General features: G+C 71.7%; 21 protein-coding genes. 10 read left to right on the top strand and 11 right to left on the bottom strand.

Features of this window, described 5'->3' with window-relative positions; translation table 11 throughout:
• Positions 1-26 precede the first annotated feature (26 nt).
• Complete coding sequence (locus tag HD593_RS01925; RefSeq protein WP_185100410.1) at positions 27-1,499, top strand: alpha/beta hydrolase; 1,473 nt, start codon at positions 27-29, stop codon at positions 1,497-1,499.
• Positions 1,500-1,552: 53 nt separating this feature from the next.
• Here HD593_RS01925 and HD593_RS01920 read toward each other — a convergent pair whose 3' ends face one another.
• Both HD593_RS01920 and HD593_RS01915 read right to left on the bottom strand, forming a co-directional pair.
• Positions 1,553-4,588 (bottom strand): sacsin N-terminal ATP-binding-like domain-containing protein, encoded by a 3,036-nt coding sequence (locus HD593_RS01920; protein ID WP_185100409.1) that lies wholly within the window; start codon positions 4,586-4,588, stop codon positions 1,553-1,555.
• 66 nt (positions 4,589-4,654) lie between these two features.
• Positions 4,655-5,455 carry a DUF3027 domain-containing protein gene (locus tag HD593_RS01915; RefSeq protein WP_185100408.1) on the bottom strand — a complete coding sequence of 267 codons (801 nt, stop codon included), beginning with the start codon at positions 5,453-5,455 and terminating at the stop codon, positions 4,655-4,657.
• A 114-nt stretch (positions 5,456-5,569) separates the two neighbouring features.
• Between HD593_RS01915 and HD593_RS01910 the strand changes: the two genes are divergently transcribed.
• Positions 5,570-7,234: an MFS transporter gene (locus HD593_RS01910; RefSeq protein WP_185100407.1), complete on the top strand. Its 1,665-nt coding sequence runs from the start codon at positions 5,570-5,572 to the stop codon at positions 7,232-7,234.
• 36 nt (positions 7,235-7,270) lie between these two features.
• Here the strand turns inward: HD593_RS01910 and HD593_RS01905 are convergent, their stop codons facing one another.
• Both HD593_RS01905 and HD593_RS01900 read right to left on the bottom strand, forming a co-directional pair.
• Positions 7,271-7,666, bottom strand: coding sequence for a cold-shock protein (locus HD593_RS01905; protein WP_185100406.1), 396 nt, complete (start codon positions 7,664-7,666; stop codon positions 7,271-7,273).
• A gap of 93 nt (positions 7,667-7,759) precedes the next feature.
• The gene (locus HD593_RS01900) at positions 7,760-8,377 is read right to left on the bottom strand and encodes an HAD family hydrolase (protein ID WP_185111602.1); all 618 of its coding nucleotides are present in this window, start codon (positions 8,375-8,377) and stop codon (positions 7,760-7,762) included.
• Positions 8,378-8,481: 104 nt separating this feature from the next.
• Here HD593_RS01900 and HD593_RS01895 point away from each other — a divergent pair, with 104 nt between their 5' ends.
• Entirely contained in the window at positions 8,482-8,868 is a 387-nt protein-coding gene (locus HD593_RS01895) for a hypothetical protein (RefSeq protein ID WP_185100405.1), read from the top strand.
• 84 nt (positions 8,869-8,952) lie between these two features.
• Entirely contained in the window at positions 8,953-9,570 is a 618-nt protein-coding gene (locus HD593_RS01890; RefSeq protein WP_185100404.1) for a TetR/AcrR family transcriptional regulator, read from the top strand.
• Here HD593_RS01890 and HD593_RS01885 read toward each other — a convergent pair.
• Complete coding sequence (locus HD593_RS01885; RefSeq protein WP_185100403.1) at positions 9,563-10,426, bottom strand: hypothetical protein; 864 nt, start codon at positions 10,424-10,426, stop codon at positions 9,563-9,565. The genes HD593_RS01890 and HD593_RS01885 overlap by 8 nt on opposite strands.
• Before the next feature lie 45 nt (positions 10,427-10,471).
• Between HD593_RS01885 and HD593_RS01880 the strand changes: the two genes are divergently transcribed.
• Positions 10,472-12,844: a helicase-associated domain-containing protein gene (locus tag HD593_RS01880; protein ID WP_185100402.1), complete on the top strand. Its 2,373-nt coding sequence runs from the start codon at positions 10,472-10,474 to the stop codon at positions 12,842-12,844.
• A gap of 71 nt (positions 12,845-12,915) precedes the next feature.
• Here the strand turns inward: HD593_RS01880 and HD593_RS01875 are convergent, their stop codons facing one another.
• A complete protein-coding gene (locus HD593_RS01875) occupies positions 12,916-14,268 on the bottom strand; it encodes a hypothetical protein (RefSeq protein ID WP_185100401.1) in 1,353 nt (450 codons plus the stop codon).
• A 308-nt stretch (positions 14,269-14,576) separates the two neighbouring features.
• Between HD593_RS01875 and HD593_RS01870 the strand changes: the two genes are divergently transcribed.
• The 3 genes from HD593_RS01870 (at position 14,577) to HD593_RS01860 (ending at position 18,267) form a co-directional block, all read left to right on the top strand.
• Positions 14,577-16,055 (top strand): AMP-binding protein, encoded by a 1,479-nt coding sequence (locus tag HD593_RS01870; RefSeq protein ID WP_312903311.1) that lies wholly within the window; start codon positions 14,577-14,579, stop codon positions 16,053-16,055.
• A gap of 86 nt (positions 16,056-16,141) precedes the next feature.
• Complete coding sequence (locus HD593_RS01865) at positions 16,142-16,495, top strand: hypothetical protein (protein WP_185100399.1); 354 nt, start codon at positions 16,142-16,144, stop codon at positions 16,493-16,495.
• Between the two features lie 125 nt (positions 16,496-16,620).
• On the top strand, positions 16,621-18,267 hold the full coding sequence (locus tag HD593_RS01860) for a DNA repair helicase XPB (RefSeq protein WP_185100398.1): 1,647 nt from the start codon (positions 16,621-16,623) through the stop codon (positions 18,265-18,267).
• A 204-nt stretch (positions 18,268-18,471) separates the two neighbouring features.
• Here HD593_RS01860 and HD593_RS01855 read toward each other — a convergent pair whose 3' ends face one another.
• Entirely contained in the window at positions 18,472-18,807 is a 336-nt protein-coding gene (locus tag HD593_RS01855; RefSeq protein WP_221524571.1) for a hypothetical protein, read from the bottom strand.
• A gap of 121 nt (positions 18,808-18,928) precedes the next feature.
• Between HD593_RS01855 and HD593_RS01850 the strand changes: the two genes are divergently transcribed.
• Both HD593_RS01850 and HD593_RS01845 read left to right on the top strand, forming a co-directional pair.
• Positions 18,929-20,929, top strand: coding sequence for a HelD family protein (locus HD593_RS01850; RefSeq protein WP_185100396.1), 2,001 nt, complete (start codon positions 18,929-18,931; stop codon positions 20,927-20,929).
• A gap of 65 nt (positions 20,930-20,994) precedes the next feature.
• Positions 20,995-21,525, top strand: a complete 531-nt coding sequence (locus HD593_RS01845; RefSeq protein WP_185100395.1) for a YbhB/YbcL family Raf kinase inhibitor-like protein — start codon at positions 20,995-20,997, stop codon at positions 21,523-21,525.
• 45 nt (positions 21,526-21,570) lie between these two features.
• Here the strand turns inward: HD593_RS01845 and HD593_RS01840 are convergent, their stop codons facing one another.
• From HD593_RS01840 to HD593_RS01825, 4 genes are all read right to left on the bottom strand, one after another.
• Positions 21,571-21,924 carry a hypothetical protein gene (locus tag HD593_RS01840; protein WP_185100394.1) on the bottom strand — a complete coding sequence of 118 codons (354 nt, stop codon included), beginning with the start codon at positions 21,922-21,924 and terminating at the stop codon, positions 21,571-21,573.
• Between the two features lie 147 nt (positions 21,925-22,071).
• A complete protein-coding gene (groL, locus tag HD593_RS01835; protein ID WP_080044720.1) occupies positions 22,072-23,697 on the bottom strand; it encodes a chaperonin GroEL in 1,626 nt (541 codons plus the stop codon).
• A gap of 328 nt (positions 23,698-24,025) precedes the next feature.
• Positions 24,026-24,226, bottom strand: coding sequence for a cold-shock protein (locus tag HD593_RS01830; RefSeq protein ID WP_106250594.1), 201 nt, complete (start codon positions 24,224-24,226; stop codon positions 24,026-24,028).
• 244 nt (positions 24,227-24,470) lie between these two features.
• Positions 24,471-24,746, bottom strand: a complete 276-nt coding sequence (locus HD593_RS01825) for a MoaD/ThiS family protein (RefSeq protein WP_043633550.1) — start codon at positions 24,744-24,746, stop codon at positions 24,471-24,473.

Here is a 24,746-nt window from a genome sequence, read left to right as displayed (position 1 = left end):
ATGCCCGTCAACCCATGCTTGGTTGCATGAAGAAGCCCATCGCAACCTTCCTCCTGGGCGCCGTGGTGCTCACCGCCTGCAGCACCGGCGGCACTTCAGCACCGCCCGCCGGGAGCAGCACGGCGGGCACGGGCACGGTGGCGTGGAGCGCGTGCACCGACCTCGTCGGCCCCGACGGCAAGCAGCTCACCCCCGGCCCCGGCGTCGAGTGCGGCAGGCTCCCGGTCCCCCTGGACTACGCCAAGCCCGACGGCGAGAAGATCGACCTCGCGCTCATCCGGGTCAAGGCCACCGGCGACCGCCTCGGCTCGCTGGTGTTCAACTTCGGCGGCCCCGGCGCGTCGGGCGTGGACTCGCTGGCCATGTCCGCCTCCGCGTTCAGCAAGCTCGGCACCCGCTACGACCTGGTCAGCTTCGACCCGCGCGGCGTCGACCGCAGCGCCGGCGTCACCTGCGGGAACGAGTTCGCCGAGATGATGGCCTCGGACGCGGACGCCGACCAGGACGCGCTGGCCAAGGAGTTCGTCCAGGCGTGCCGGCAGGAGTCGGGCAAGGTGCTGCCGCACGTGGGCACCGTCAACGCCGCCAAGGACCTCGACCTGCTCAGGGCCGCGCTCGGCGACAAGCAGCTCAACTACCTCGGCTTCTCGTACGGCACCCACCTCGGCGCCGTCTACGCCACCCACTTCCCCAAGAACGTCGGCCGCTTCGTCCTGGACAGCGCCTTCGACCCCTCGGTGACCTACGAGGAACGCGCCGTGATCCAGGCGACGGGCTTCGACCAGGCGCTCGACGCGTTCGCCGAGGACTGCGTGGCGCAGAGCTGCGAGCTGGGCGCCACCCCGGCCGCCGTCGTCAAGACGATCGAGGACTTCGTCGAGGGGCTCAAGACCGAGCCGATCAAGGTGGGGGACCGCGAGCTCACGTACTGGCTGGGCCAGCTCGCCGTCATCACCCCGCTGTACGCCAAGCAGAGCTGGCCCGTGCTGGAGCAGGCGACCGCCGCCGCGCTCAAGGGCAACGCCACCATCCTGCTTGCCCTGGCCGACTCCTACACCGGGCGGCGCGCCGACGGCACGTACAACACGATGATGACCAGCCTGCAGGCGATCAACTGCGCGGACTACGCCGAGCGCCCCACCTCCGCGCAGATGGCGAAGATCAACGAGCGGGTGAAGAAGATCTTCCCGGTGCTGTCCTTCGACGGGGTCACCAGCGGGGGGTGCGAGTTCTGGCCGGTCCGCGGGGACGACGAGGCCAGGCGCATCGACGCCACCGGCTCGGCGCCCATCGTGGTCGTCGGCGGCAAGGGCGACCCGGCCACGCCGTTCCGGTGGGCGACGAGCCTGACGGAGAAGCTGAGGACCGGGGTCCTGGTCACCTACGAGGGCGAGGGTCACGGCGCCTACCTGACCGGCGACAACTGCGTCATGAAGACCGTGGACGCGTACGTGATCGACGGCAAGGTGCCGGCCGCGGGCACCACCTGCGGCGCCTGACCAGGAACCGGATCCGGGGAGGGCCCACGGGGGCGCCTCCCCGGCGTGCGGCGTCAGGACAGGTCGGCCTCGGCCAGCAGCAGCGGCACCGCCTCCGGGTCGCGCAGCAGGGCGGCCACCGCGAGCCTGTCGTTCCACTGCCCGGTCGCCCAGGCCAGCCCTCTGGCCAGCCCGTCGACCCCGGTGCAGTGCACGGCCCCCTCGAAGAAGCGCCAGGCGCACTCCACGCCGTCGACCAGCAGCTTCTCGTGCTCGACGTACGTCCCGGGCGCGGCCGGCAGCAGCGACCGCACCTCGGCGGGCACCTGCCGCGTCACCCCTTCCGAGGTGACCGCACCGGAGGTCAGCTCGCCGGCGAGCGGCAGGTCGAGCAGCTCGGACAGGGCCTCGGCCAGGTCGTACGGGGCCAGCACCAGCGGCCGGTCGGTGACGAGCTGCAACAGGTCGGGCGCCTCCACCACCACGGCGTCCTCGGCCGAGGCCACCACGATCTCCCCGCCGAGCACCGCCCGCAGGCTCGGCGGCGGCGCCACCCGCGACGGGTCCACGGCGGCCAGCGAGATCCACAGGGCCCGCAGCTGGGCCCGGTCGACCTCGATCGACTCGTCGGCCATCAGGTCGAGCAGCTCCTCGGGGCCGCCGTGCGAGGCCAGCAGCTCCGGCAGCGTCGTACGGACGCCGATCATCGACAGCGCAGCCTCGTCGAGCCCCGCCGGGGCGTCGGAGTACAGGCCCTGCAGCAGCGGGTCGGCCCCGGGCAGCCGCAGCTCCAGCGGCTTGCGCCCGCCCAGCACGGGATGGTTCGCCAGCCACCACGCCGTGTAGGACGGCACCTCGACGCCCTCGACGCGCAGCGGGTGCAGCGCGGCCCGCAGCGGCGGCGTGGTCAGCAGCTCCAGCGCGGCCGGCCAGTCGGCCACCAGCTCCAGGTCGCGCACCGCGAGGAACTCCGGCACCAGCGGCGGCACGTCCAGCTCGGGCAGCAGGTCGAGCACGTGGTCCAGCCAGTCGGCCTCGCCGTCGAGGTCGTGGTCGCACTCGTCGGGGTCGAGCAGCACGTCGGGCTCGTGCACCACGGCGAACCCGTCGAGCACCCCCGCCGCCGCCAGCACGCGCGGCCCGTAGGTCTCCTCCAGCTCGGCCGCGGCCACCCCGAGATGCGTGCCGGACTCCAGGACCGCCGCCAGCGCCCCGTCGGCCAGCATCAGCTCGCCCGCCGGGTACAGCTCGCCGTCGGTGCCGCGCAGCGCCAGCTCGGCCAGCCACGGCGCCTCGCCCGGCCCCAGCCCGGACGCCTCCACCAGTGACAGCACGGCCCGCGCCACCGGCTCGGGGTCGGGGCTGTCGAGCGACTGCGCGACGGCGGCCTTGGTCAGCGGGTCGTCCAGCACCGTGCGGGGCGTCGCCTCGGCGGCGCCCAGCCGCAGCAGCGCCGGGTGCGCCGCCTCCGGGTGCACGATGCGCAGCCCGAGAGGGGTCAGGTCGAGCTCGGCGCCGCCGTCGGTCAGGATGAGCGTGCCGCGCGGCCCGCGTACGAGCCGGCCGTCGGCCAGCGGCACCGGCAGCGCGCCCAGCGACTCGGGGTCGTCGGCAGGCAGCACCTCGTACAGCGAGCGCCACCACGACGGCTCGCGCGCCTCCACGGTCTCGCCCGACAGCAGGTCGACGATGTCGGCCAGCTCCACCCTGCGCACCCCGAGCGCGGCCATGGCGGGATGGCGGGCCGGCCAGCCGGCGGGCAGCAGCCCCGGCACGAAGGCGGCGACGGTGGCGAGCAGCTCGGCCGAGGCGGAGGCCACGACGGCCGCCTCGCGGCCCGTCACCACCCAGCCGTCGCCGTCGGGCTCCGGCGCCGGGTGCTCGACCTGCCACTGCGCGTCGGGCTCGTAGACCTTCTCGTCGGCGAACGACGGCGTCTGCACGGCCGGCGCGGGCGCCGACAGCGCGGGCAACAGCGGCGTGCCGGGCAGCCGCTCCAGCACGGCACGGCGGACGCGCGCGTCGAGCTCGCCCTTGCCCATGAGGGACGGCACGAGGTCGAGCAGCCTGGACGTGCGCGGCAGCTCGCGCAGCAGCCGCACGTAGGCGTCGGCGACCCGCTCGACCAGGAAGTCGGCCAGCGGCCCCTTGGCCACGTGGCGCCGGTCGGTGGCCATCGGGAACGAGGCGATCAGCAGCGCCGGCAGGTCGATGGGCTCGTCGCTGGGCGTCGGGGCGTGCACCACGGGCGGCACGGCGGCGGGCAGCGGCCCCGGCTCGCCGGTGCCGGTGACCGGCACCGCCCAGCGCAGCGACCAGTACGGGCGGGCCCGCTCCTCGGTGGGCCGGTCGGCGAAGAGCCTGCCCACCTCCTCGGGCGTGAACTCGCCGGACTCCGACACGACGTGCCAGCCGTCGGCGACCACCGTGCGCGCGGAGCCGTCGACGTCGATCTCGATGCTCTCCAGCGCGGGCATGCCGAGCAGCAGCGCCGGGCTCGCCTCGGCCAGCATCCGGCGCACGGCCTCGACGGCGGCCTGGTCGCGCAGCGGCAGCCGGACCACCGTGTCGAAGCCCTCGGGAATGTCGATCATCGGCGGCTCGTCGAAGGGCAGCCGCAGCAGCGGCACGTGCCCGCCGCGCTCGGCCAGCTCGCCCGCGAGCGCGGGGATGTCGGCGACCAGGGCCGCGGTCTCCGTGCGGGACCAGCGCACCGCGGGCGCCCCGCGCGAGCCGATGGAGGGCGCGTCGCAGACGGACACCACCGCCGCGAACCCGACCCCGAACCGGCCCGCCGCGCCCGCCTCGTCACGCTTGCCCGAGGCGCGCAGCGTGGACAGGCTCTCCACGCCGGTGGCGTCGAGCGGGGCACCGGTGTTGGCGGCCGTCAGCACCTCGCCGCGCAGCGTCAGCCGCAGCACCCCTGGCACGCCCGCCCGCAGTGCCGCGTCGGCGGCGTTCTGCGCCAGCTCGACGATCAGCCGATCGCGGTAGCCGCCGAGCGCGAAGTCCTCCTCCGCGTTGGCGTCTTCGCGGAACCGGGCGGGCGAGGCCGTCCACGCCGCGAGGACGGCGGCTCGCATCCGGTCAGTGCCGTAGGTGTCGCTCATCGATCACGATCCTGATTGGAGGGTAGGGGGCCACCGTAGGTTAGCGGCCATCACCGACACTCACGGTCAGGAATGGCCGAGCTCCTCGGAAGCCGAATCGTCCACCGAACCTGCTTCCTCCTCCATGAGGTCGTAACCCAGATCGTCGAGGATCGGGATGGCCTGCTCCACGGGCGGCGGCAGCACGGCGGCCTCCGAGTGGGCGCCGCAGCCGTGGTCGGCGGTCACGACCTTGCCGTCGTCAGGTGCGTACTCGTTGGTGCAGACCCCGAGCATCTGCCGCAAGCCACCCGCCAGCAGCCAGTAGAAGCCGCAGGTGGAACATTGCGCGGGAGCGGCGTGTGCGATCGGCGTGTGCGGCCCGTGCTCGCCCGAGTGCCAGCGTCTGGCCGCCCGGTCCTTGCCGATGGCCGAGAGCACACGGGCTCGGCCCAGGCCGTACTCGAAAACCGCCTGGTGGTCGGCGTCTTCTTCGGCATCGGTGAAACCCGGTGCGAGTCTGTCGTCGTCGTCCGCGGTCGGCAGCAGGTCGCCCACGCCGAGGTCGCCGGGGCGCAGGCGCTCGCTCCACGGCAGCCACTCGGGCGCGAGCAACGCGCCCGAGCCCGGCAGCAGAACGGCCTCGCTGACCGTGACCTTCTTCGCGCGCGAGGCACGCGTCACGGTGACGGCCCAGCGCCAGCCGCGATAGGCCCGATCGAGGCAGGCGAAGTAGTGGGTGACGATCCGGTCGCCTTCGCTCTCGTAACCGAGATGCTCGCCGGGCTCGCCCGGCCGCGCAAGCTCCTCGGCCGCGGCACGCGCCAGATCGACCGCGGCGACACAGGCCTGGTCGGGAGCGGAGACGCGGGCCCTGGTGCGGCTCATCGGGCCGCCTCCGCCGAAAGGTGCTGTTCGCTCACACTTCATTCTCACCCATCACGGGACCTGCGAGGGCCCACACGGCTGAGATCGCGCCAGGATCGGGTAAGACTGGTAGTCGTGGAGGGAGGCTGGAACCGGGCACGCCAGATCTCCCGGCGCGTGGCGCGCGGCGCCGCCGACGCCGGTCGCGCCACCGTGCGCGCCACCAAGGCCACGGCGAACGGCACCGCGCGAGCGAGCAAGGCCACCGCCAAGGGCGCGCGAAAGGTCGGCAAGGCCACGCGCAGGCTCACGTACGCGGGCGGCGCGGGCCGTACCGGGCTCGGCCGGCTGATCGAGCTGTCGGCCGGCAACAGCGCCTGCGACGCGCTCGTCACGGTGGCACTGGCCAGCACCGTGTTCTTCGGCGTGCCGGTGGGCGAGGCCCGCGGCTCCGTCGCCCTCTACCTCGTCATCACGATGTTGCCGTTCGGGCTGCTCGCGCCGTTCGTGGGGCCGATACTCGACCGGTTCAGGTCGGGCAGGCGCTACGTGATGGCGGGCACGCTGTTCGGGCGCGGCCTGCTGTGCTTCGCCATGGCGGCGGCCGTCGGCCCTGGCGACCTGCCGACGCTGTTCATCGGGGCGCTGGGCGTGCTGGTGTTGTCGAAGGCGTACAACGTGTCGCGGGCGGCGATCATGCCGAGCGTGCTGCCCGCCGACATCACGCTGGTGTCGGCGAACGCGCGGGTGGCGCTGTTCACGCTGGTCTCGGCCGGGGTGGCGGTGCCGGTCGGCGCGGGCCTGACCGCGTGGCTGGGCAGCGCGATGATCCTGCGCGTCGCCATGGTGGGCTTCCTGCTGCTCGGCGTCGTCGCGGTACGCCTGCCGCGCCACGTCGACTCCCCCGACACCGAGGAGGAGGGCGCCGCGCCGCGCTGGCGCACCCTGCTGAAGGTGGGGCCCGCGGTGGCCGAGGCGGTCTGGGCGAACGTGGCCATCCGCGTCTTCTCCGGGTTCCTGCTGTTCTTCCTGCTCTTCCTGGTGCAGGACCAGGCCGTGCCGTGGCTGGCGGCCGCGGAGCCGTGGGCGCGCGACCCGTTCTTCGACATCCCCAAGACGATCGCGCTGCTCGCGGGCGCGGCCGGGCTGGGCGGCCTGGCGGGCGCCGCGGTGGCGAACTGGACGCGCAACCACGCCCCGCAGCTCATCGTGCTGGCCACGCTGGCTCTCACCGTGGTGACGGCCATCGTCACCGCCGTCTTCTTCGGGCTGTGGACGGCGCTGGCGATCTCGCTGGTCGCGGCCTTCGCGCAGGAGCTGGGCAAGCTGGCGCTCGACGCGATCGTGCAGCGGGAGATCGGTGAGGAGGTGCGGTCGTCCACCTTCGGCGTGGTGGAGGCCGTGCTGCAGCTCGCCTGGGTGTTCGGCGGGCTGGTGGGGCTGGTGCTGTCGCTCACCGAGAGCAGCCTGGCGGGGCTGGTGACGCTGGCGGTCCTGCTGACCGCGGCGCTGGGGTGGCTGCTGGTCCTGCGGAGGAGGCGGGTCCGCGCGACCAAGGCCGAGCTGCGCCGCCGGCGCGCCGAGGCCCCCGCCCCGTCCGGCGCCCCGTCCGGGGCCGCGACGGCCCACGCCGAGCCCGGCCCTCACCGCGAAACCGCTGCCCCCGAAGAGGATTCGGCCTACGACGAGCCCACCCCGTACGACCAGACCGTCCCTTACGACGAGCTGCGGGGCGGCGAGGAGCCGCCCCGGAAAGAGAAGATCGACCCCACCAAACCCCTCACCAACCCGAACGGCTGACCCGCCCGGGGGAGGGCGGGTCGAGGCGCGGGGAGGTCAGGCGTCGAGGTCGTCGGCGACCGCCCGGAGCACCTGGGCGATCTTCTTGGCGTGTACCGCGTCCGGATGCTTGCCCCGCTGGTACGAGGTCGAGACCCCGTCGAGCAGCTTGATCAGGTCCTCGACGATGACCACCATCTCGTCCGGCTTCTTCCGCTTGCCCTTGGGCTTGGTCTTGGCCAGCGTCGGCGGCTGCTCCAGGATCCTGACGGAGAGCGCCTGCTGGCCCCTGCGGCCCTCGGCCACGCCGAACTCGACCTTCTGGCCGGGCTTGAGCGGGCCTGCGCCGGCGGGCAGCGCGGATGAATGCACGAAGACCTCACCGCCGTCGTCGCGGGTGAGGAAGCCGAAACCCTTGTCGGCGTCGTACCACTTGACCTTGCCACTCGGCACAGGAGGACCTCGTTCAAACAGTCGAAAAGAAGGATGGATGGATGTAGGTTATGCCCCGCGAAGCGCCGGGGCGACCGGGTAAATGCGGGACAATTACCGAAGTGCGTCATGCTCGCGCCAACCGGCGAACCAGGCGGCGAATTCGGTCAGGTCGCCCAGTGCCACATCTGCTCCGTGATCACGCAGCTCTCCCACCGTGTAAGGGCCGGTAGCGACTGTCACGCTCACGGCGCCGCCCGCGCGTGCCGCCTGGATGTCCGCGACATGGTCACCAACATAAGCCGCCGCGCCGAAGCGCGCGAGTGCCGATCCCTTGTCGGCGCCGAAAACCGAGCCGACCACTTCGTCCACGTCCAGCCCGAGTACGGCGACCGTGCCGCGGGCGTCGCGGACGTTCTTGCCCGTCACCACGATGACCCCGCCACCGGCCCGGCGTACGGCCTCGATGGCCTCGTGCGCGCCGGCCATGGCCGTGTGCACCGGAACCCCCATTTCCGGATATATCTCTCGATAGAGGTCGGCGGCGGCCGGCACCTCCTCCGAGGGCAGCCAGTTGGCCAGTTCCACCTCCAGCGGCGGCCCCAACCGGCTCACGATCGCCGCGCTGTCAAATGGCACGCCCAATCGCACGGCCAGCTCGTCGTAAACGGCCGCGATGCCCGCCCGCGTGTCGGCCAATGTCATGTCAAGGTCGAATCCCACCGAAGTCATCACACGTTGCAGGATGCCAAACGAGCCCCTACCCCGCGTAACGGCCCTTGTTCCGCGGCAACAGAAATGGGAAGAAAGGAGTTACTTATCGGAGAGGAGCGGCCGTGACCGACACCCCTGAGCCCGGCGACCGGCTCGTCGCCTCCTCCGCTCCGCCCCGCCCCCACCGCCCGGCCCACCCGGGCGGGCGCCCCGTGACGGTCAGGCAGCGCGCCGCCACGACACTGGCCGGCCTGGTACGGCTGGCCTCCAGGGTCGCCGCGCTGGCCCTGCTGCTCCACGCGCTCTTCACGGTCTTCCGCGCCAATCCCGGCAACGTGTGGTACCAGTTCGTCGAACTCCTGGCGGCGTGGCTGTCGCTGGGCCTGGCCAACCTCTTCCAGCTCGCCGACCCGCGCTGGACGGCGCTGGTCAACTACGGGCTCGCCGCGCTCGTCTGGCTGATCGCCGGCTCCGCGCTGGCGGGCCTGATCCGGCGCGCGGGCTCGTGAGTGCAAAGTCCGATTCGCGCAGCGTGCCGCTGAACCGCCGCCCGCCGAAGCGATTACTCTCCTTACGGAGGTATCAGCGTAGATATGAGCAGATCGACCCGTGAGCGGATCATCGATGAGTCCCTGCGGCTGTTCGCCGAGCGGGGTTACTCCGCCACTTCCGTGGCCGAGATCGAGGCCGCCTCAGGGCTGTCTCCCGGTGCCGGCGGGCTCTACCGGCACTTCAAGTCCAAGTACGAGGTGCTGGCCGCCGCCATCAACGAGCACGCCAGCCGTACGCGGCTGCAGGTGGCCGAGAGCCTGGCCGCGCTGAGCACCATGGAGGCGTCCGTCGATCTGGAGGAGCGCCTGTCGCACGTGTGCCGCGCCGGGCTGGCCAAGGTGCGCGAGGAGTCGGAGCTGACGCGGGTCTTCTTCCGCGACCTGAGCCAGTTCCCCGAGCTGGTCGCGGTGGTGCGCGAGGGGCTGATGCAGCCGATGTTCGACGCCATCGTGACCTGGTTCCAGGCGCAGCCGGAGTATCGCGACGTCAAGCTCGACTGGCCGGGCATCGCGACCGTGCTGGGCGGCTCCGTGGTGCACTACCGGCTCTTCCAGGAGACCGTGGGCGAGCTGCCGGGGCACGCGGAGAAGGACCAGTTCGTGGCCGCCTGGGTACGCCTGGCGGTCGGCCTGCTGCCCAGCCCGGCGCCGGTCAGCTGACGTCGAGCAGCCGGTAGGCCAGCCAGACCACGCCCACACCCGTACCGATCATGAACATCGTGCCGCTGACGTCGAAGAACTGCTCGACGAACGCCTGCATCCCGGCCTCGATGCCCACCCGCAGGCCGCCGATGAGCACCCCGCCCACCGAGTAACCGAGCAGCGGCGCGCCGATCCCGAGGAACTTGTCGCGCACCTTCCAGCTCTCGCTGAACAGCACCAGCGCCGCGCCCACCGCCCACACCACCACGGGCACCTCGAAGATCGCCAGCGGCGGCAGGTCGATCGGCACCAGCAGCGCCGCCACCACCAGGATCACCATGGCCGACACGTCGCGGGGCTGCTCCTTGACGATGGTCCTGGCGTCCCTGCCGCCGGTGGCCATCGGGTTCGCGCTGGACATGGCCGCCCTGCGCAGCCCCGCGAGCGGCAGCCCGTGGCCCTGCCGCTGCTGGTCGAGCCGCTCCTGGGCGATCCTCCGGTACGCGCGGACGCCGGGCGGCGCGTCACGGTCGTCCACGATGGCGGGGAACGTCCGCGTACCCCCCGGGCCCTCCCCCGACACCGCCACCTCCGGGGTGGCCGGCACGCCCGCGGGGGCCAGGTCGCGCTTGGTGGGGACCCCCTGCTCGGCCAGCCTCCTGGCCTCGCGCTCGACCAGCGCGGCCGGATCGCCGAACCGCGCCAGCACCTTCGCCACCTCGCGCGCGCTCTGGCTGCCGTGCCGCTCGACCTCGATCCTGGCCCGCAGCCGCTTGGCGAAGTCGAGCCGCTGGTCGGCCCTGAGCACGCCGTGGGCGGCGTCGGCCGCCTTCGAGACGTAGTTCAGCACCAGTTGGTCCGCGCGCTCTATCACGTCTAGCAATGCTGCCCCAATCAGGGGGGACATACCATGGCAACGATGGAGTTCACGGAGTGGATCAGGGGGCGCACCGACGAACAGCTGCGGGCGCTCGTCTCCGCGCGCCCCGAGCTGATCACTCCGGTGCCCGCGCATCTGGAGGGTCTCGCCTCGCGGGCCGCCAGTCCTTCGGCGATCGGCAGGGTGCTGGACCGGCTCGACCGGTTCACGCTGGCCGTCGTGGAGACGCTGGCGGTGCGCGACGAGCCGATCGCGAAGGACGTGCTGCACGACCTCATGAGCAGGGCGCTGGGGTCCGGCGACCCCACGCACCCGCGGGCGGCCGAGGGCGGCGATCCCGGCGAGCCGGAGCCCGCGCTGTCCACGGCGCTCGACAGGCTGCGCGACCTCGCGCTGGTCTACGGGCCCGACGACGCGCTGGAGCTGGGCCCCGGCGTACGCAAGGTGCTCGACGACCCGGCCGGGCTCGGCCCGAGGGCGGCCGACGCGTTCCGGCACCACGCGCCCGAGCAGCTGGAGGAGATGGCCGACGACGTCGCCCCCGGCACGGCGGGCTCCGGCAAGGAGCGCCTGGCGGCGGCGCTGGCCGAGCCCGCGGCGCTGGTCGCGGCCGTCTCGCCCGAGGCGAGGGGCGCGCTCGACCAGCTCGTCTGGGGCCCGCCGACCGGCCGCGTACCCAACGCCAGGCGCGAGGTGCGGATCGAGTCGGCCCGCTCCCCCATCGAGGAGCTGCTCGCCCGCGGCCTGCTGGCCGCCACGGGCGAGGAGAGCGTGACGCTGCCCCGCGAGGTCGGCCTCTTTTTGCGTGGCGGCCGGGTGCACCGCGACCTGCTGGCCGTGCCGCCGCCGCTGCACGGCGCCACGCGCGATCCGTCCCTGGCCGACCGCACGGCGGCGGGGCAGGCGTTCTCGTTCGTCAGGGCCGTGGAGGAGCTGTGCGAGCGGTGGAGCGTCGAGCCGCCGGGCGTGCTGCGTACCGGCGGGCTCGGCGTACGCGACCTGAAGCGGGCGGCGGGCGAGCTGGACCTGCCGGAGTGGGTGACGGCGCTGGTGGTGGAGGTGGCGCACGCGGCCGGGCTGATCGCGGCCGGCGGCGGCGTGGACGGCGAGTGGCTGCCGACCTCCGGCTACGACCTGTGGCGGGTCAGGTCCACCGCCGACCGGTGGACGGCGCTGGCGGCCACGTGGCTGCACATGGACCGGGTGCCCGGCCTGGTAGGCGAGCGCGACGACCGCGACAGGCCGCTCAACGCCCTGCACACCGACCTGCGGCGCTCCTCCGCGCCGGGCGTCAGGGCGGCCACGCTGGGCGTGCTCGCCGCGGCGCCCGGCCTGGCTCCCGAACGCGACTCCGTGCTGGAACGGCTGGCCTGGGAGCAGCCTCGCCGCCGCGGCCCGCTGCGCGAGCAGCTCGTGGACTTCACCCTGCGGGAGGCCGAGCAGGTCGGCGTGACGGGGCTGGGCGCGCTGTCCGGGCACGGGCGGGCGCTGGTCGAGGGCGGCGAGGCGGCCGGGCTGCTGGCGCCGCTGCTGCCCGAGCCCGTCGATCACGTGCTGCTGCAGGCCGACCTCACCGCCGTCGCGCCGGGGCCGCTCACGAGCGAGCTGAACCGCTGGATGACGCTCACCGCCGACGTCGAGTCCAAGGGCGGGGCCACGGTCTACCGGTTCAGCGAGAGCTCGATCAGGCGGGCGCTCGACGCGGGGCACGGCGGCGAGGAGCTGGTCGCGATGCTGGGCAGGCACTCGGCCACGCCGGTGCCGCAGGCGCTGTCGTACCTGGTGACCGACGTGGCCAGGCGGCACGGGCGGATCCGGGTGGGCACCGCGAGCGCCTACATCCGCTGCGACGATCCCGCGCTGCTCGACCAGATCACCGCCGACCGCCGCTCGGCGGCGCTGCGGCTGCGGCGGCTCGCGCCGACCGTCATCGCCTCCCGCTCGTCCAGGGCGGCACTGGTCGACTCGCTGCGGGCCATGGGGTACGCGCCGGTCGCCGAGTCGCTCGACGGCGACGTGATCATCTCGCAGCTGGAGAGCCGGCGTACCGAGGGGGTCGCCCTCGCCCGCGCCGTGGCCTCGCCGAACGGCCTCGATCCCGAGGTCGCTGCGGCGGCCGTACGCGCGCTGCGGGCGGGCGACGCCGCCCACCTGGCCCGGCGGGAGCCCGTGGACGCCCCGGGCGGCCAGGTGCCGCGCGGGCCCGCCACGGCCACCATCTCGGCGCTGCAGGAGGCGATCAAGCAGGGGGTGCGGGTGTGGATCGGGTACCTCGACTCGCAGGGCAACGCGACCTCCCGCATCCTGGAGCCGGCGCGGATGGAGGGCGGCTACCTGACGGCGTACGACGAGACGCGAGCGGCCGTCCACCGCTTCGCCCTGCACCGCATCACCGGCGTCGCCGGCCTCTGACCACCCCGCCCGGGGCCACCGGCACTCTGAGCGCCCGCCTGCCGTCGGGGCTACGGCCGGCGGGCGCTGGGTCAGTGGCGGGGCAGGGTCTTGAGTGACTGGGCGGCCACCGCTGCCACGGGGCCGCCCTGGGACGCCAGGTGGCGCAGCAGCCGGGCGCAGTCGGCGGGGTAGCGCACGGACAGCCCGCCGCCCAGCGCGACGGCCGCCGCCGTCGCCCTGAGGTCCTGCGGGTCGGCGGCCCAGCCCAGCGCGATCCCGAGCGCCTCGGGCGCGAGGGTGTCGTCGGCGCACAGGTACGACAGCACGTTGGCCGCCGCCACCCGCTCCGCAGCGCTCCCCCGGGCCCAGACCTCCAGGAACTCCTGCCGGACCTCCTTCATCGAGTGTCCGGCCAGCAGCGCCACGCCCTCCGCCGCCCGTACCTGGACGGCCGGCCCCTGCCCGGGCAGCGACCTGACCCACTCGCGCAGCGGCTGCCACAACCAGAACCCGTACCGCCCGGCCAGCTCGCCCAGCACCCGCGCCCGCTGCCCGGCCGCGCGGAAGGCGACGAGCCCGTCCTCGACGCCGATCAGCGAGCCGGTGAGCGGGCGGCGGCCGATCTCGTGGCAGAGCCGTTCGAGCCGGGAGAGCTGCTCGTCGAAGGCGGCCTCGGCCAGCCGGTGCGTGAACGCCAGCGCCGCCACGGCCAGCACCTCGCGCATGGGCGGCTTGGTGTCGAACCAGGCCGCCACCTCCTCACCGGCCGCCTCGCCCCCGGGCGCGAGCCGCGCGGCGAGGCGGACGACCTCGGCGGGCGTCGGCAGCGCCAGCGCCACCTCCCTGGCCCGGGCCAGCTCCTCCGGGGACACCCCGGCACGCAGGCCGTACGTGCTCAGGCACAGGTCGAACAGCTCCCCAGGCTCGGGCGCGGCCCACGCGTGCTCCACCTCGACCGCCTGCGACGGCTCGCCGCTCCTGGTGATCACCAGGTACGAGCCCAGCTCGGCCAGCTTGCGCGCCAGGTTCACCAGCTCGGTACGGTCGGTGCCGGCCACGATCCAGTCGTGCAGCAGGTACGCCCGGCCAGGCTCGTACTCGGTGCCGGTCAGCAGGTCGTGCGCGCCGGCGGCCGGGGACAGCACGGTGATCGTGCTCTCGGCCAGCGACATGCGCGACAGCAGCGCGAGCGCCCCGAGCCGCCGCCCCGTCTCCTGCTCTCCGACGAGAACCAGCAGGTGGCGGCCGGCCAGCCGGCGCACGGCCTCGGGGAAGCAGCCGGGCTCCAGGTACGAGCGGAGCAGCGTGTCGGCCTCCCATCTGGTCAGGTCTCTGGTGGCCGGACCGGCCACGGCGCGGAGGTGCTCGGTGACGGCTATGAGGCTCCCTGTGAGCGTCATGTTGTCGAGGTCGATCTCGCCTGGTTCAGGCGTTTCGGTCACGAAGCCACCTCGGAAGTTAACGGGAAACTTTTCTACAGGAATTATGGCGAGACAACGAGTTTCTTCGCTTTATCCATGAGCGTTACCGAGCGTCACCATTCCACTCCTGAACTGCGAAGACAGGTGGGCCAGGACCGTCTTGCGACGCCCGGTACCCCACCTTTACACGATCTAGACGAACTTGAAAACACGAATGGTGATAGAGGCAGCTTTATGCCCATTTACGGGCTACAAGAACACCGTCCACAATGACTAGTCAAGAGGCCCCGGGCTTGACTGGGCCTGCTCACAAGCATCAGGTTGTGCATGTGACCGAGCAAACGCTGGGCAGGCTGGCGGAGGAGTCGTGGAGCCGGTTCGACGACCACGACTCGGTGTACTACGAAGGCGTCTGGCACCGCAGTCACGCGCTCGCCGCGCGGGCGCGCCGGATGTGCGGCGGCTTCGCCGAAGCAGGCATCCGGCCGGGCGACCGGGTGGCCGTCATGATGGCCAACTCCCCCGAGGTGCCGATCGTCTACCAGGCCCTGTGGGCGGCGGGCGCGGTGGTGACGCCGGTGGTGTTCCTGGTGGGGCCGGAGGAGCTGCGCCACGTCCTGCTCGACAGCGGCGCGCGCGCGATCGTCACCTCGCCCGAGCTGGCGGACACCGTCCGCGCCGCGAACGTCGACCTCCCCATGTACGTGGACACGTCCGAGCTGGAGCGGGCGGCCGAACGCGGCCCCGTCGCCCGCGACCCCGACGACCTGGCCGCGCTGCTCTACACCGGCGGCACCACCGGCAGGGCCAAGGGCGTCATGCTCAGCCACCACGGCCTGTGGCACGTGGCCAAGGACGCCTTCGAGCTGTCCCACCAGAAGGGCAAGGACCGCGCGCTGGTGCCCGTGCCGCTGTCGCACGCGTACGGACTGATCATCACGATCGCCTCGCTGCACGCGACCGAGCCGCAGCAGGCGGTGCTGATGCGCTGGTTCGAGCCGGGGGCGTTCCTGGAGCTGGCGGCCGGGCAGCGCGTGCACTACGCCACCGTGGTGCCCTCCATGATCCACCTCCTGCTCGCCGAGCCGCTGGAGCAACATCCGCTGCCCGACCTGGCCTACCTCACCTGTGGCGCGGCACCGCTCGGCAGGCAGACGCTGGAGGAGTTCGAGCGCAGGATGCCCGGGGTGCAGATCCTGGAGGGGTACGGCCTGACCGAGACCAGCGCGGTCACCACGTTCAACCCGCCGGGCAGGCGGCGGGCGGGCAGCGTCGGGCTGCCGCTGGCCGGCTACACGATCACCATCCGCGACGGCGACGGCGAGCCGATGGAGACCGGGGACGTCGGCGAGATCTGCGTCACCGGCGACTCGCTGATGCTCGGCTACTGGGGCGAGCACGAGCCCGACCCCGAGGGCACCGCGCTGGCCGGCAAGGAGCTGCGGACCGGGGACATCGGGTGCGTGGACGACGACGGCTACCTCTACATCGTGGACAGGAAGAAGGACCTGATCATCCGCGGCGGCTTCAACGTGTTCCCGCGCGACGTCGAGGACGCGCTCAACGGGCACCCCGACGTCGTGGCGTCGGGTGTCGTGGGCCGTCCCGACCCCCGCCTCGGAGAGGAGGTCGTCGCGTTCGTGCAGCTCAAGCCCGGTGCCGAGGTGCCGGCCGAGGAGCTGATCGAGTGGGCCCGCGACCGGGTGGGGCGGGTGAAGTACCCGCGCGAGGTGCGCTTCGTCGAGTCCGTCCCGCTGACGAGCGTGCTCAAGCTCGACCGGAAGGCCCTGCGGAGCCTGCTCGGCTGAGCTCTCCTTGGATCTAGGGTGAACTCGTGCTCTCGGTCAGACGCGTGTCAATTCCGTGATAAGTGTTGACCTGTCTGGAGGTGAACATGAGTCAGGGTGACCCGTCGGGATATCCGTACCAGCCTTATGGCGCGCCCTACGGCGAGCAGCCGCCCCCGCCGTACGGCTACGGCTATCCGCCGCCTCCCCCGCGCAGCAGCGGGCCGAGCGCCAACGCGATCGTCTCCCTCGTGCTCAACCTCTTCGCGCTGGTCTCCTGCTGCAACGTCCTGGGCATCCCCGGGGCGATCCTGGCGGGCCTGGCCATCGGCAAGTCCAGCACGGAGCCGGAGACGGCGCGCACCATGGTCATCTGGAGCTGGGTCCTGTTCGGGCTGGGCTTCGTGCTCACCATCGGCACGTTCATCGCACTCGGGGTCAGCGGCGCCTTCGACGAGTGACCAGGCGATCCTGAGGACTAATCCTGGCCCTGCCGTTGTTGGAGACTCGGAGCGGGGGAGCCGGGATCAGGAGACGATGGTCCTGTTGCGCCAGGCCCCCGTCCGAAACCCCACGGAGATAGCCAGTGAGCGATGGACCGCTGATCGTCCAGTCGGACAAGACGCTGCTGCTCGAGGTCGACCACGAGCGGGCCGACGCCTGCCGTAAGGCGATCGCGCCGTTCGCCGAGCTCGAGCGCGCTCCAGAACACGTGCACACCTATCGCGTCACCCCGCTGGCGCTGTGGAACGCGCGCGCCGCCGGCCACGACGCCGAGCAGGTCATCGACGCGCTCATCAGCTACAGCCGCTACCCGGTGCCGCACGCGCTGCTGGTGGACGTCGCCGAGACCATGGCCCGCTACGGGCGGCTGCGCCTGGAGAAGGACCCGGTCCACGGCCTGATCCTGACCTCCACCGACCGGGCCGTGCTCGAAGAGGTGCTGCGCTCGAAGAAGATCCAGCCGATGCTGGGCGAGCGGGTCGGCGACGACACGGTCGTGGTGCACCCCAGCGACCGGGGCAACGTCAAGCAGGCCCTGCTCAAGCTGGGCTGGCCGGCCGAGGACCTGGCCGGGTACGTCGACGGCGAGGCCCACCCGATCAAGCTGCGCCAGGACGGCTGGGAGCTGCGGCCGTACCAGCGGGAGGCGGCCGAGGCGTTCTGGAACGGCGGCTCCGGCGTGGTCGTGCTGCCCTGCGGCGCGGGCAAGACCATCGTCGGCGCGGCCGCCATGGCCCACGCCGAGGCCACCACGCTCATCCTGGTCACGAACACGGTCTCGGCCCACCAGTGGAAGACCGAGCTGCTCAAGCGCACGTCGCTGACCGAGGACGAGATCGGCGAGTACTCCGGCACCAAGAAGGAGATCCGCCCGGTCACCATCGCCACCTACCAGGTGATGACGACCCGGCGCAAAGGCGTCTACAGCCACCTGGAGCTGTTCGACGCCCGCGACTGGGGGCTGATCGTCTACGACGAGGTGCACCTGCTGCCCGCGCCGATCTTCCGGATGACCGCCGACCTCCAGGCCCGCCGGCGTGTCGGGCTGACCGCGACGCTGGTGCGCGAGGACGGGCGCGAGGGCGACGTGTTCTCGCTGATCGGCCCCAAGCGGTACGACGCGCCCTGGAAGGAGATGGAGAACCAGGGCTGGATCGCGCCGGCCGACTGCGTCGAGGTCCGGGTGACGCTGACGGACGAGGAGCGGCTGGCGTACGCGATGGCCGAGTCCGAGGAGCGTTACCGCTTCTGCGCCACCACGCCGTCCAAGACGCAGGTGACCGAGGCCCTGGTCCGCCGCCACCTGGGCGAGCAGGTGCTGGTCATCGGCCAGTACATCGACCAGCTCGACGAACTCGGCGAGCACCTGAACGCCCCGGTCATCAAGGGCGAGACCAGGGTGAAGGAGCGCGAGCGGCTCTACCAGGCCTTCCGCGACAAGGAGATCCAGGTGCTGGTGGTGTCGAAGGTGGCCAACTTCTCCATCGACCTGCCGGAGGCGACGGTCGCGATCCAGGTGTCGGGCACGTTCGGCTCGCGCCAGGAGGAGGCGCAGCGGCTGGGGCGGGTGCTGCGGCCCAAGTCCGACGGCGGGGGCGCGCGGTTCTACACGGTGGTCAGCCGCGACACGGTGGACCAGGAGTTCGCGGCGCACCGGCAGCGGTTCCTGGCCGAGCAGGGGTACGCGTACCAGATCATCGACGCCGATGACGTGCTGGGCGGGGTGTGAGGATGTGATGCCCGGCCGCTCGTCCTGAGCGGCCAGGCATTCAGCGTGGCGTCACGTCCACGAGACTCCGCGGGCCGACATTCGAACCACCCCCCTCACCTGCGTACTATCACGCCGCCTGCGACATACCCCCATGATCCGGCAAACCCACCTGATATGCCCGAATTTTTCGGGTATTCCCAGGTTCGTTACAGCTTGCGTGGGTCAGCGCACCAGCAGGCCGCCCAGGAAGAGCACGCCCTCCGCCGCGATCCAGGCCAGCACCCCGGCGCCCATCAGGCGCGCGAACGCCCGCGAATCCTGCCTCGACCAGGGAAGCAGCCAGGCGGCCGCCGTGCAGCAGGCGGCCAGCGTGGCGAACAGCGCGGACACGGTGGAGACCGTGCCGAGCCGCTGCGAGCACGCGTCGGCGGCCTCGCCCCCCGCGCAGAACGCCTCCATCCCCCACCCCGCGAACACCGACAGCGCCCACAGCGCCGCCAGCAGGAAGCTCGCGATCGTGGGGATGATCGGCGAGAAACGGATCTGCACCCGCGCCATCTCCTATCCCTACCCTGCCCCTCGCCGGTAAATGCTTTGGAAGCACGCGGAAGTCGCCACTAGACTGGCCGATTCGCTGCCTTTGACCACCTCCGTTGACCAACCAGGGAGGCGCTTTCGCATGCCCACACACAAGCTGGCCCCGGACATACCCACCGACGTGCTGGCCGCCGAGCAGGCGCACCTCGCGGAATCCAGGGCCGCCCTCAAGGCCATGCGCGCCCACGCGCAGTCGCTGTCCGCCGACGCGGCGGGCGACTGGGTGTCGCAGCAGATCCTCCAGTCGCTGCTCGACCAGCGCGTGGCCGCGCTCGCCGACCACCCGGACACCCCGCTGTTCTTCGGCCGCCTCGACCGCACACTTGGCGACGATCTGCCCGGCACGATCTACGTCGGCCGCCGCCACGTGCACGACGGCGGCAGCAAGCCGCTGGTCATCGACTGGCGGGCGCCGGTCTCCCGCGCGTTCTACCAGGCCAGCCCGGCCGACCCGATGGGCATCGTACGCCGCCGCCGCTTCGGCTACCACGGCGGCGAGCTCACCGCGTTCGAGGACGAGCCGCTCGGCGAGGGCGGCGAGATCGGCCCCTCGAAGATCCTCACCGAGGAGATCGAACGCCCGCGCACCGGCCCCATGCGCGACATCGTTGCCACCATCCAGCCCGACCAGGACGAGATCGTCCGCTCCACCCTGGCCCAGACCGTGTGCGTCCAGGGCGCGCCGGGCACCGGGAAGACCGCCGTCGGCCTGCACCGGGCGGCCTACCTGCTGTTCACCCACCGCGAGCGGCTGGCCAGGTCCGGCGTCATGATCGTCGGCCCCAACCGGGCCTTCCTGTCCTACATCTCCTCCGTGCTGCCCGCCCTCGGCGAGGTCAAGGTCGACCAGACCACGGTGGCGGGCCTGCTCGGCGAGCACTCGGCGCCCGAGGACCCGCTCGTCGCGGCGGTGAAGGGCGACGCCAGGATGGCGGCGGTGCTCGAACGCGCCCTGTGGATGCACATCGTGAAGCCGTCCGAAGGCGTGGTGTTCACGAAGGGCGCCTACCGCTACCGGGTGGCGGACTACGAGGTGCGCGAGATCGTGGCCTCCCTGCGGGGCACCACCCGCTACAACCCGGGCCGGGCCGCGCTGGCGCAGCGCCTGGCCCACATGGTGCTGGTCAGAATGGAGCAGCGCGGCGAGTCGCCCGACGACCGGGTGCAGGACGCGGTGGCCAGGTCGAAGCCGGTCAAGCAGCTCGTGGACGCGGTGTGGCCCAAGCTGACGCCCGAGCAGGTGCTGTTCCGCCTCCTGTCCGACCCCGAGTTCCTCGCCAGGGCCGCCAAGAGCGACCTGTCGGCCGAGGAGCAGGAGACGCTGATCTGGCGCAAGCCGTACCGGAGCTGGAAGTCGGCGAAGTGGACGGCGGCGGACGCCGCGCTCCTCGACGAGCTGCGCGACCTCATGGAGCGCACACCCTCGCTCGGCCACCTCGTCGTGGACGAGGCCCAGGACCTGTCCGAGATGCAGCTCAGGGCGCTCGGCCGGCGCTGCCGCAACGGCTCGGCCACCGTGCTCGGCGACCTCGCCCAGGGCACCACGCCCTGGTCGACCCGCTCGTGGGAGTCGGTGCTCGAGCACCTCGGGCAGCGCGAGGGCGAGGTGACGGAGCTGACGCTCGGCTTCCGCGTGCCCCGCGAGGTTCTCGACTACGCCGCCCGGCTGCTCCCCTCCATCGCCCCCGACCTGGCCGCCCCGCGCTCGCTGCGCCCCGGCGCCGGCTCGCTCACCGTCCGGCAGGGGCTCGCGGTGGCGCAGGCCGCCGAGGAGGCGCTCGCCAAGGAGGGCTCCATCGGCGTCATCGTGCCCGACGCGCTGGTCGGCGAGGTCTCCGCGGCGCTGGGAAGCCTGCCGCACGCCGTGCTCGACCCCGACTCCGCCGAGGAGCACCGCCTCCTGATCGTCCCCGCGACGCTGGCCAAGGGTCTGGAGTACGACCACGTCATCGTGGTCGAGCCGGCGGACATCGTCTCGGCCGAGCCGCGCGGGCTGGCCAGGCTGTACGTCGTGCTGACCCGGGCCGTGACCTCACTGACGGTCCTGTACGACAAGGCGCTCCCGGCACAGCTCGTGGCCTGACGGGCGGCGGGCGCGGCCGCTTCTAGGATGGCTGGGCAAGCAGCTACTCAACCTAGGAGGATGCCGTGCCCGCACCCCTTCCCCACGAGTTCCTGCCGCCGGCGCCCGCGCTCGCGGTCGAGAGCGACGACATCCAGGACGGCCAGACGCTCGCCGAGCTCCACGTCTTCAACGACTGGGGCATGAGCGGCCAGAACCAGTCGCCCCACCTGCGCTGGTCCGGTGCCCCCGAGGGCACCCGCGGCTACGCCGTCACCTGCTACGACCCCGACGCCCCCACGGGCAGCGGCTTCTGGCACTGGGTCCTGTTCGACCTCCCGGCCTCGGTGACCGAGCTCCCGGCGGGCGCGGGCACGGCCCCCGACTTCAAGGGCCTGCCCGACGGCGCCGTCCACGCCCGCAACGACTACGGCACCAAGGCCTACGGCGGCGCGGCCCCGCCCCCCGGCGACCCGCACCGCTACGTGTTCACGGTGCACGCGCTGGGCGTCGACAAGCTGGGGGTCGACAGCGACGCCAGCCCGGCCGTGGTGGGCTTCAACATCACCGCCAACACCCTGGCCCGAGGTAGCGTCATCGGCTACTACGGCGTCTGAGCAGCCCGTCACCGGGCGCCTGGCTCGGCGTCAGGCGCCCGGGGCTCAGCGGCCCAGAGCGGCCGCCGGGCAGCCCACGAGCCCCGGCAGGATCTGGTCGACCAGCGGGATGCCGAGCCCCGGCCCGGGCGCGCAGATCGGCATGTGCAGCTCGCGCGGGAGCAGGATGTCGGGCATCGACTCGCCGTCGAGGTGCACCCGGGCCCCGGTGTCGCCGGCCTGCTTGGATTCGAGGTCGGTGTCGTCCTCCGCGTACGCCGCGGCCTCGTCGGCCGCGTCCTCCGCGTCGTAGGCGGGAACGGTCACCACGGTCAGGTCGTCGTCGGCGTGCGCGGGAACGGCCAGGGTGGTCGCGGCGGCCAGCGTCAGGGCGGCGATGCCGAATAGGCGGGAAAGCACAATCTGCTCCTTCGGTCGAGGTGTGAGCGCCACCACCTTCCCTCACTCCAAGTAACCGATCAATTGTGAAACGTAATAGCAGATAAACAAAACAAGAGCGGCCCGGAAAAACCCGGGCCGCTCTTCGTCCGCGCGGCGAGAAAAGACCTAGAAGTCCATGTCGCCGCCGCCCGGCATGGCCGGGGCGGCGGGGGTCTTCTCGGGCTTCTCGGCGATGACGGCCTCGGTCGTCAGGAACAGCGCCGCGATGGAGGCGGCGTTCTGCAGCGCCGAGCGCGTCACCTTGGCCGGGTCGATGATGCCCGACTCGAACATGTTGACGTACTCGCCGGAGGCCGCGTTCAGGCCCTCACCCGGGGTGAGGTTGCGCACCTTCTCGACCACGACGCCGCCCTCGAGACCGGCGTTGACCGCGATCTGCTTGAGCGGCTCCTCCAGCGCCTTCTTCACGATGGCGGCACCGGTGGCCTCGTCGCCGTTCAGCTCCAGCTTGTCGAACGCCTTCGCGCCCGCCTGCAGCAGCGCCACGCCACCGCCGGGCACGATGCCCTCCTCGACGGCCGCCTTGGCGTTACGCACGGCGTCCTCGATGCGGTGCTTGCGCTCCTTCAGCTCGACCTCGGTCGCGGCACCGGCCTTGATGACCGCCACGCCACCGGCGAGCTTGGCCAGGCGCTCCTGGAGCTTCTCACGGTCGTAGTCGGAGTCGGTCCGCTCGATCTCGGCGCGGATCTCGTTGACCCGGCCGGAGATCTGCTCGGCGTCACCGGCACCGTCGACGATCGTGGTCTCGTCCTTGGTCACGACCACCTTGCGGGCGCGGCCCAGCAGGTCGAGGGTGGCGGTCTCCAGCTTGAGGCCGACCTCCTCGGCGATGACCTGACCACCGGTCAGGATCGCGATGTCGTTCAGCATCGCCTTGCGGCGGTCACCGAAGCCCGGCGCCTTGACGGCGACGGAGCGGAACAGGCCGCGGATCTTGTTCACGACCAGGGTCGCCAGGGCCTCGCCCTCGACGTCCTCGGCGATGATCAGCAGCGGCTTGCCCGACTGGACGACCTTGTCGAGCAGCGGCAGCAGGTCCTTGTTGGCGGAGACCTTGCTGTTGACGATCAGGATGTACGGGTCCTCGAGCACGGCCTCCATGCGGTCCGAGTCGGTGACGAAGTACATCGACGTCATGCCCTTGTCGAAGCGCATGCCCTCGGTGAGCTCGAGCTCCAGGCCGAAGGTGTTGCTCTCCTCGACGGTGATGACGCCTTCCTTGCCGACCTTGTCCATCGCCTCGGCGATAAGCGAGCCGATCTCGGCGTCGGCGGCGGAGATGGAGGCCGTGGAAGCGATCTGCTCCTTGGTCTCCACGTCCTTGGCCAGCTTGGAGAGCTCCTCGCTGACGCGCTCGACGGCCGCCTCGATGCCCTTCTTCAGGGCCATCGGGTTGGCGCCGGCGGCGACGTTGCGCAGGCCCTCACGCACCAGCGCCTGGGCGAGCACGGTGGCGGTCGTGGTGCCGTCGCCCGCGACGTCGTCCGTCTTCTTGGCGACTTCCTTGACCAGCTCGGCGCCGATCTTCTCCCACGGGTCCTCGAGCTCGATCTCCTTGGCGATGGACACACCGTCGTTGGTGATCGTGGGAGCGCCCCACTTCTTCTCCAGCACGACGTTGCGGCCCTTGGGGCCGAGGGTCACCTTGACGGCGTCGGCGAGCTGGTTCATACCGCGCTCGAGACCGCGCCGGGCGTCCTCGTCAAACGCGATCATCTTGGCTGCCATAAGGCTAGACCTCCCACATGCAGGGTGGCTTGTCGTGGACCGAGCCGACGCCCGCGACGGCATGGGTCAGCATCTCCGTTCGGCAGACCCCATCGTCTCGATCCGGTGTTGGCACTCTGCTGCACAGAGTGCCAACGAACTGTTTAGCACTCTACCCTGCCGAGTGCAAGCGAACGCCACCCCGCCCGGCATTCCCGCCCAGGTCAATCAGTCGGTACGGCGAGCCGCGCGGAGCGGCTCGCCGTACGCGAGTCGGCGAAAGAGAGGTGACGGCTCGCGCGGACTGCGTTGCCGCGCGATCCCGCCCGGTGCATACCAGCTTGGACGTTCAGACCGTGCGGACGGACTCCGCCTGCGGCCCCTTCTGGCCCTGCGTGATCTCGAACTCGACACGCTGCCCCTGTTCGAGAGAGCGGTACCCGTCCATCATGATCGCTGAGTAATGGACGAATACATCCTTACCACCGTCTACCGCGATGAAGCCGTAGCCCTTGTCCGCGTTGAACCACTTGACGGTGCCCTGCGCCACTTCCGACTCCTCTTACTGGTCTCCCAGATCTCGCCCATTCCTCCGCGGGACCTGTAATCGTATGACTTAACGGAAAAGCAGCCAGACGATCGCCCTCGACCATACCTGTGGCACGGGGTTTGGCAACAGAGTCAATCCGCAAACTGCCTATTTCTTCGCAGTACAGGTGGTTCAACGTTGAATTGCCAGGGAAAAGGAGAAGGCGCCCACTAGGGGCGCCTTCAAGTGGGTAGGTCTCCGGGGCTCAGCCGCCGGCGACCGCCGGGATGATGGAGATCTGAGTGCCCTCAGGGGCCGGCGTGTCGAGGCCTTCGGCGAAACGGACGTCCTCTTCCCCAACGTAAACGTTGACGAAACGACGAATCTTGCCCGATTCATCCAGAATTCTCGCGCCGATCCCCGGGTAGTCGGAGTCGAGCTTGGCGAGCACGTCACGAAGAGTCGCGCCTTCGCCACTGACCTCCGCGTTCCCCCCGGTGTACGTGCGCAGAATGGTGGGAATCCGCACAGAAACGCTCAT

The organism is Nonomuraea rubra (assembly GCF_014207985.1).
Taxonomy (GTDB): domain Bacteria; phylum Actinomycetota; class Actinomycetes; order Streptosporangiales; family Streptosporangiaceae; genus Nonomuraea; species Nonomuraea rubra.
Note: the sequence above shows the minus strand (reverse complement) of the source record. Positions and strands in the feature narration are given on the sequence as shown.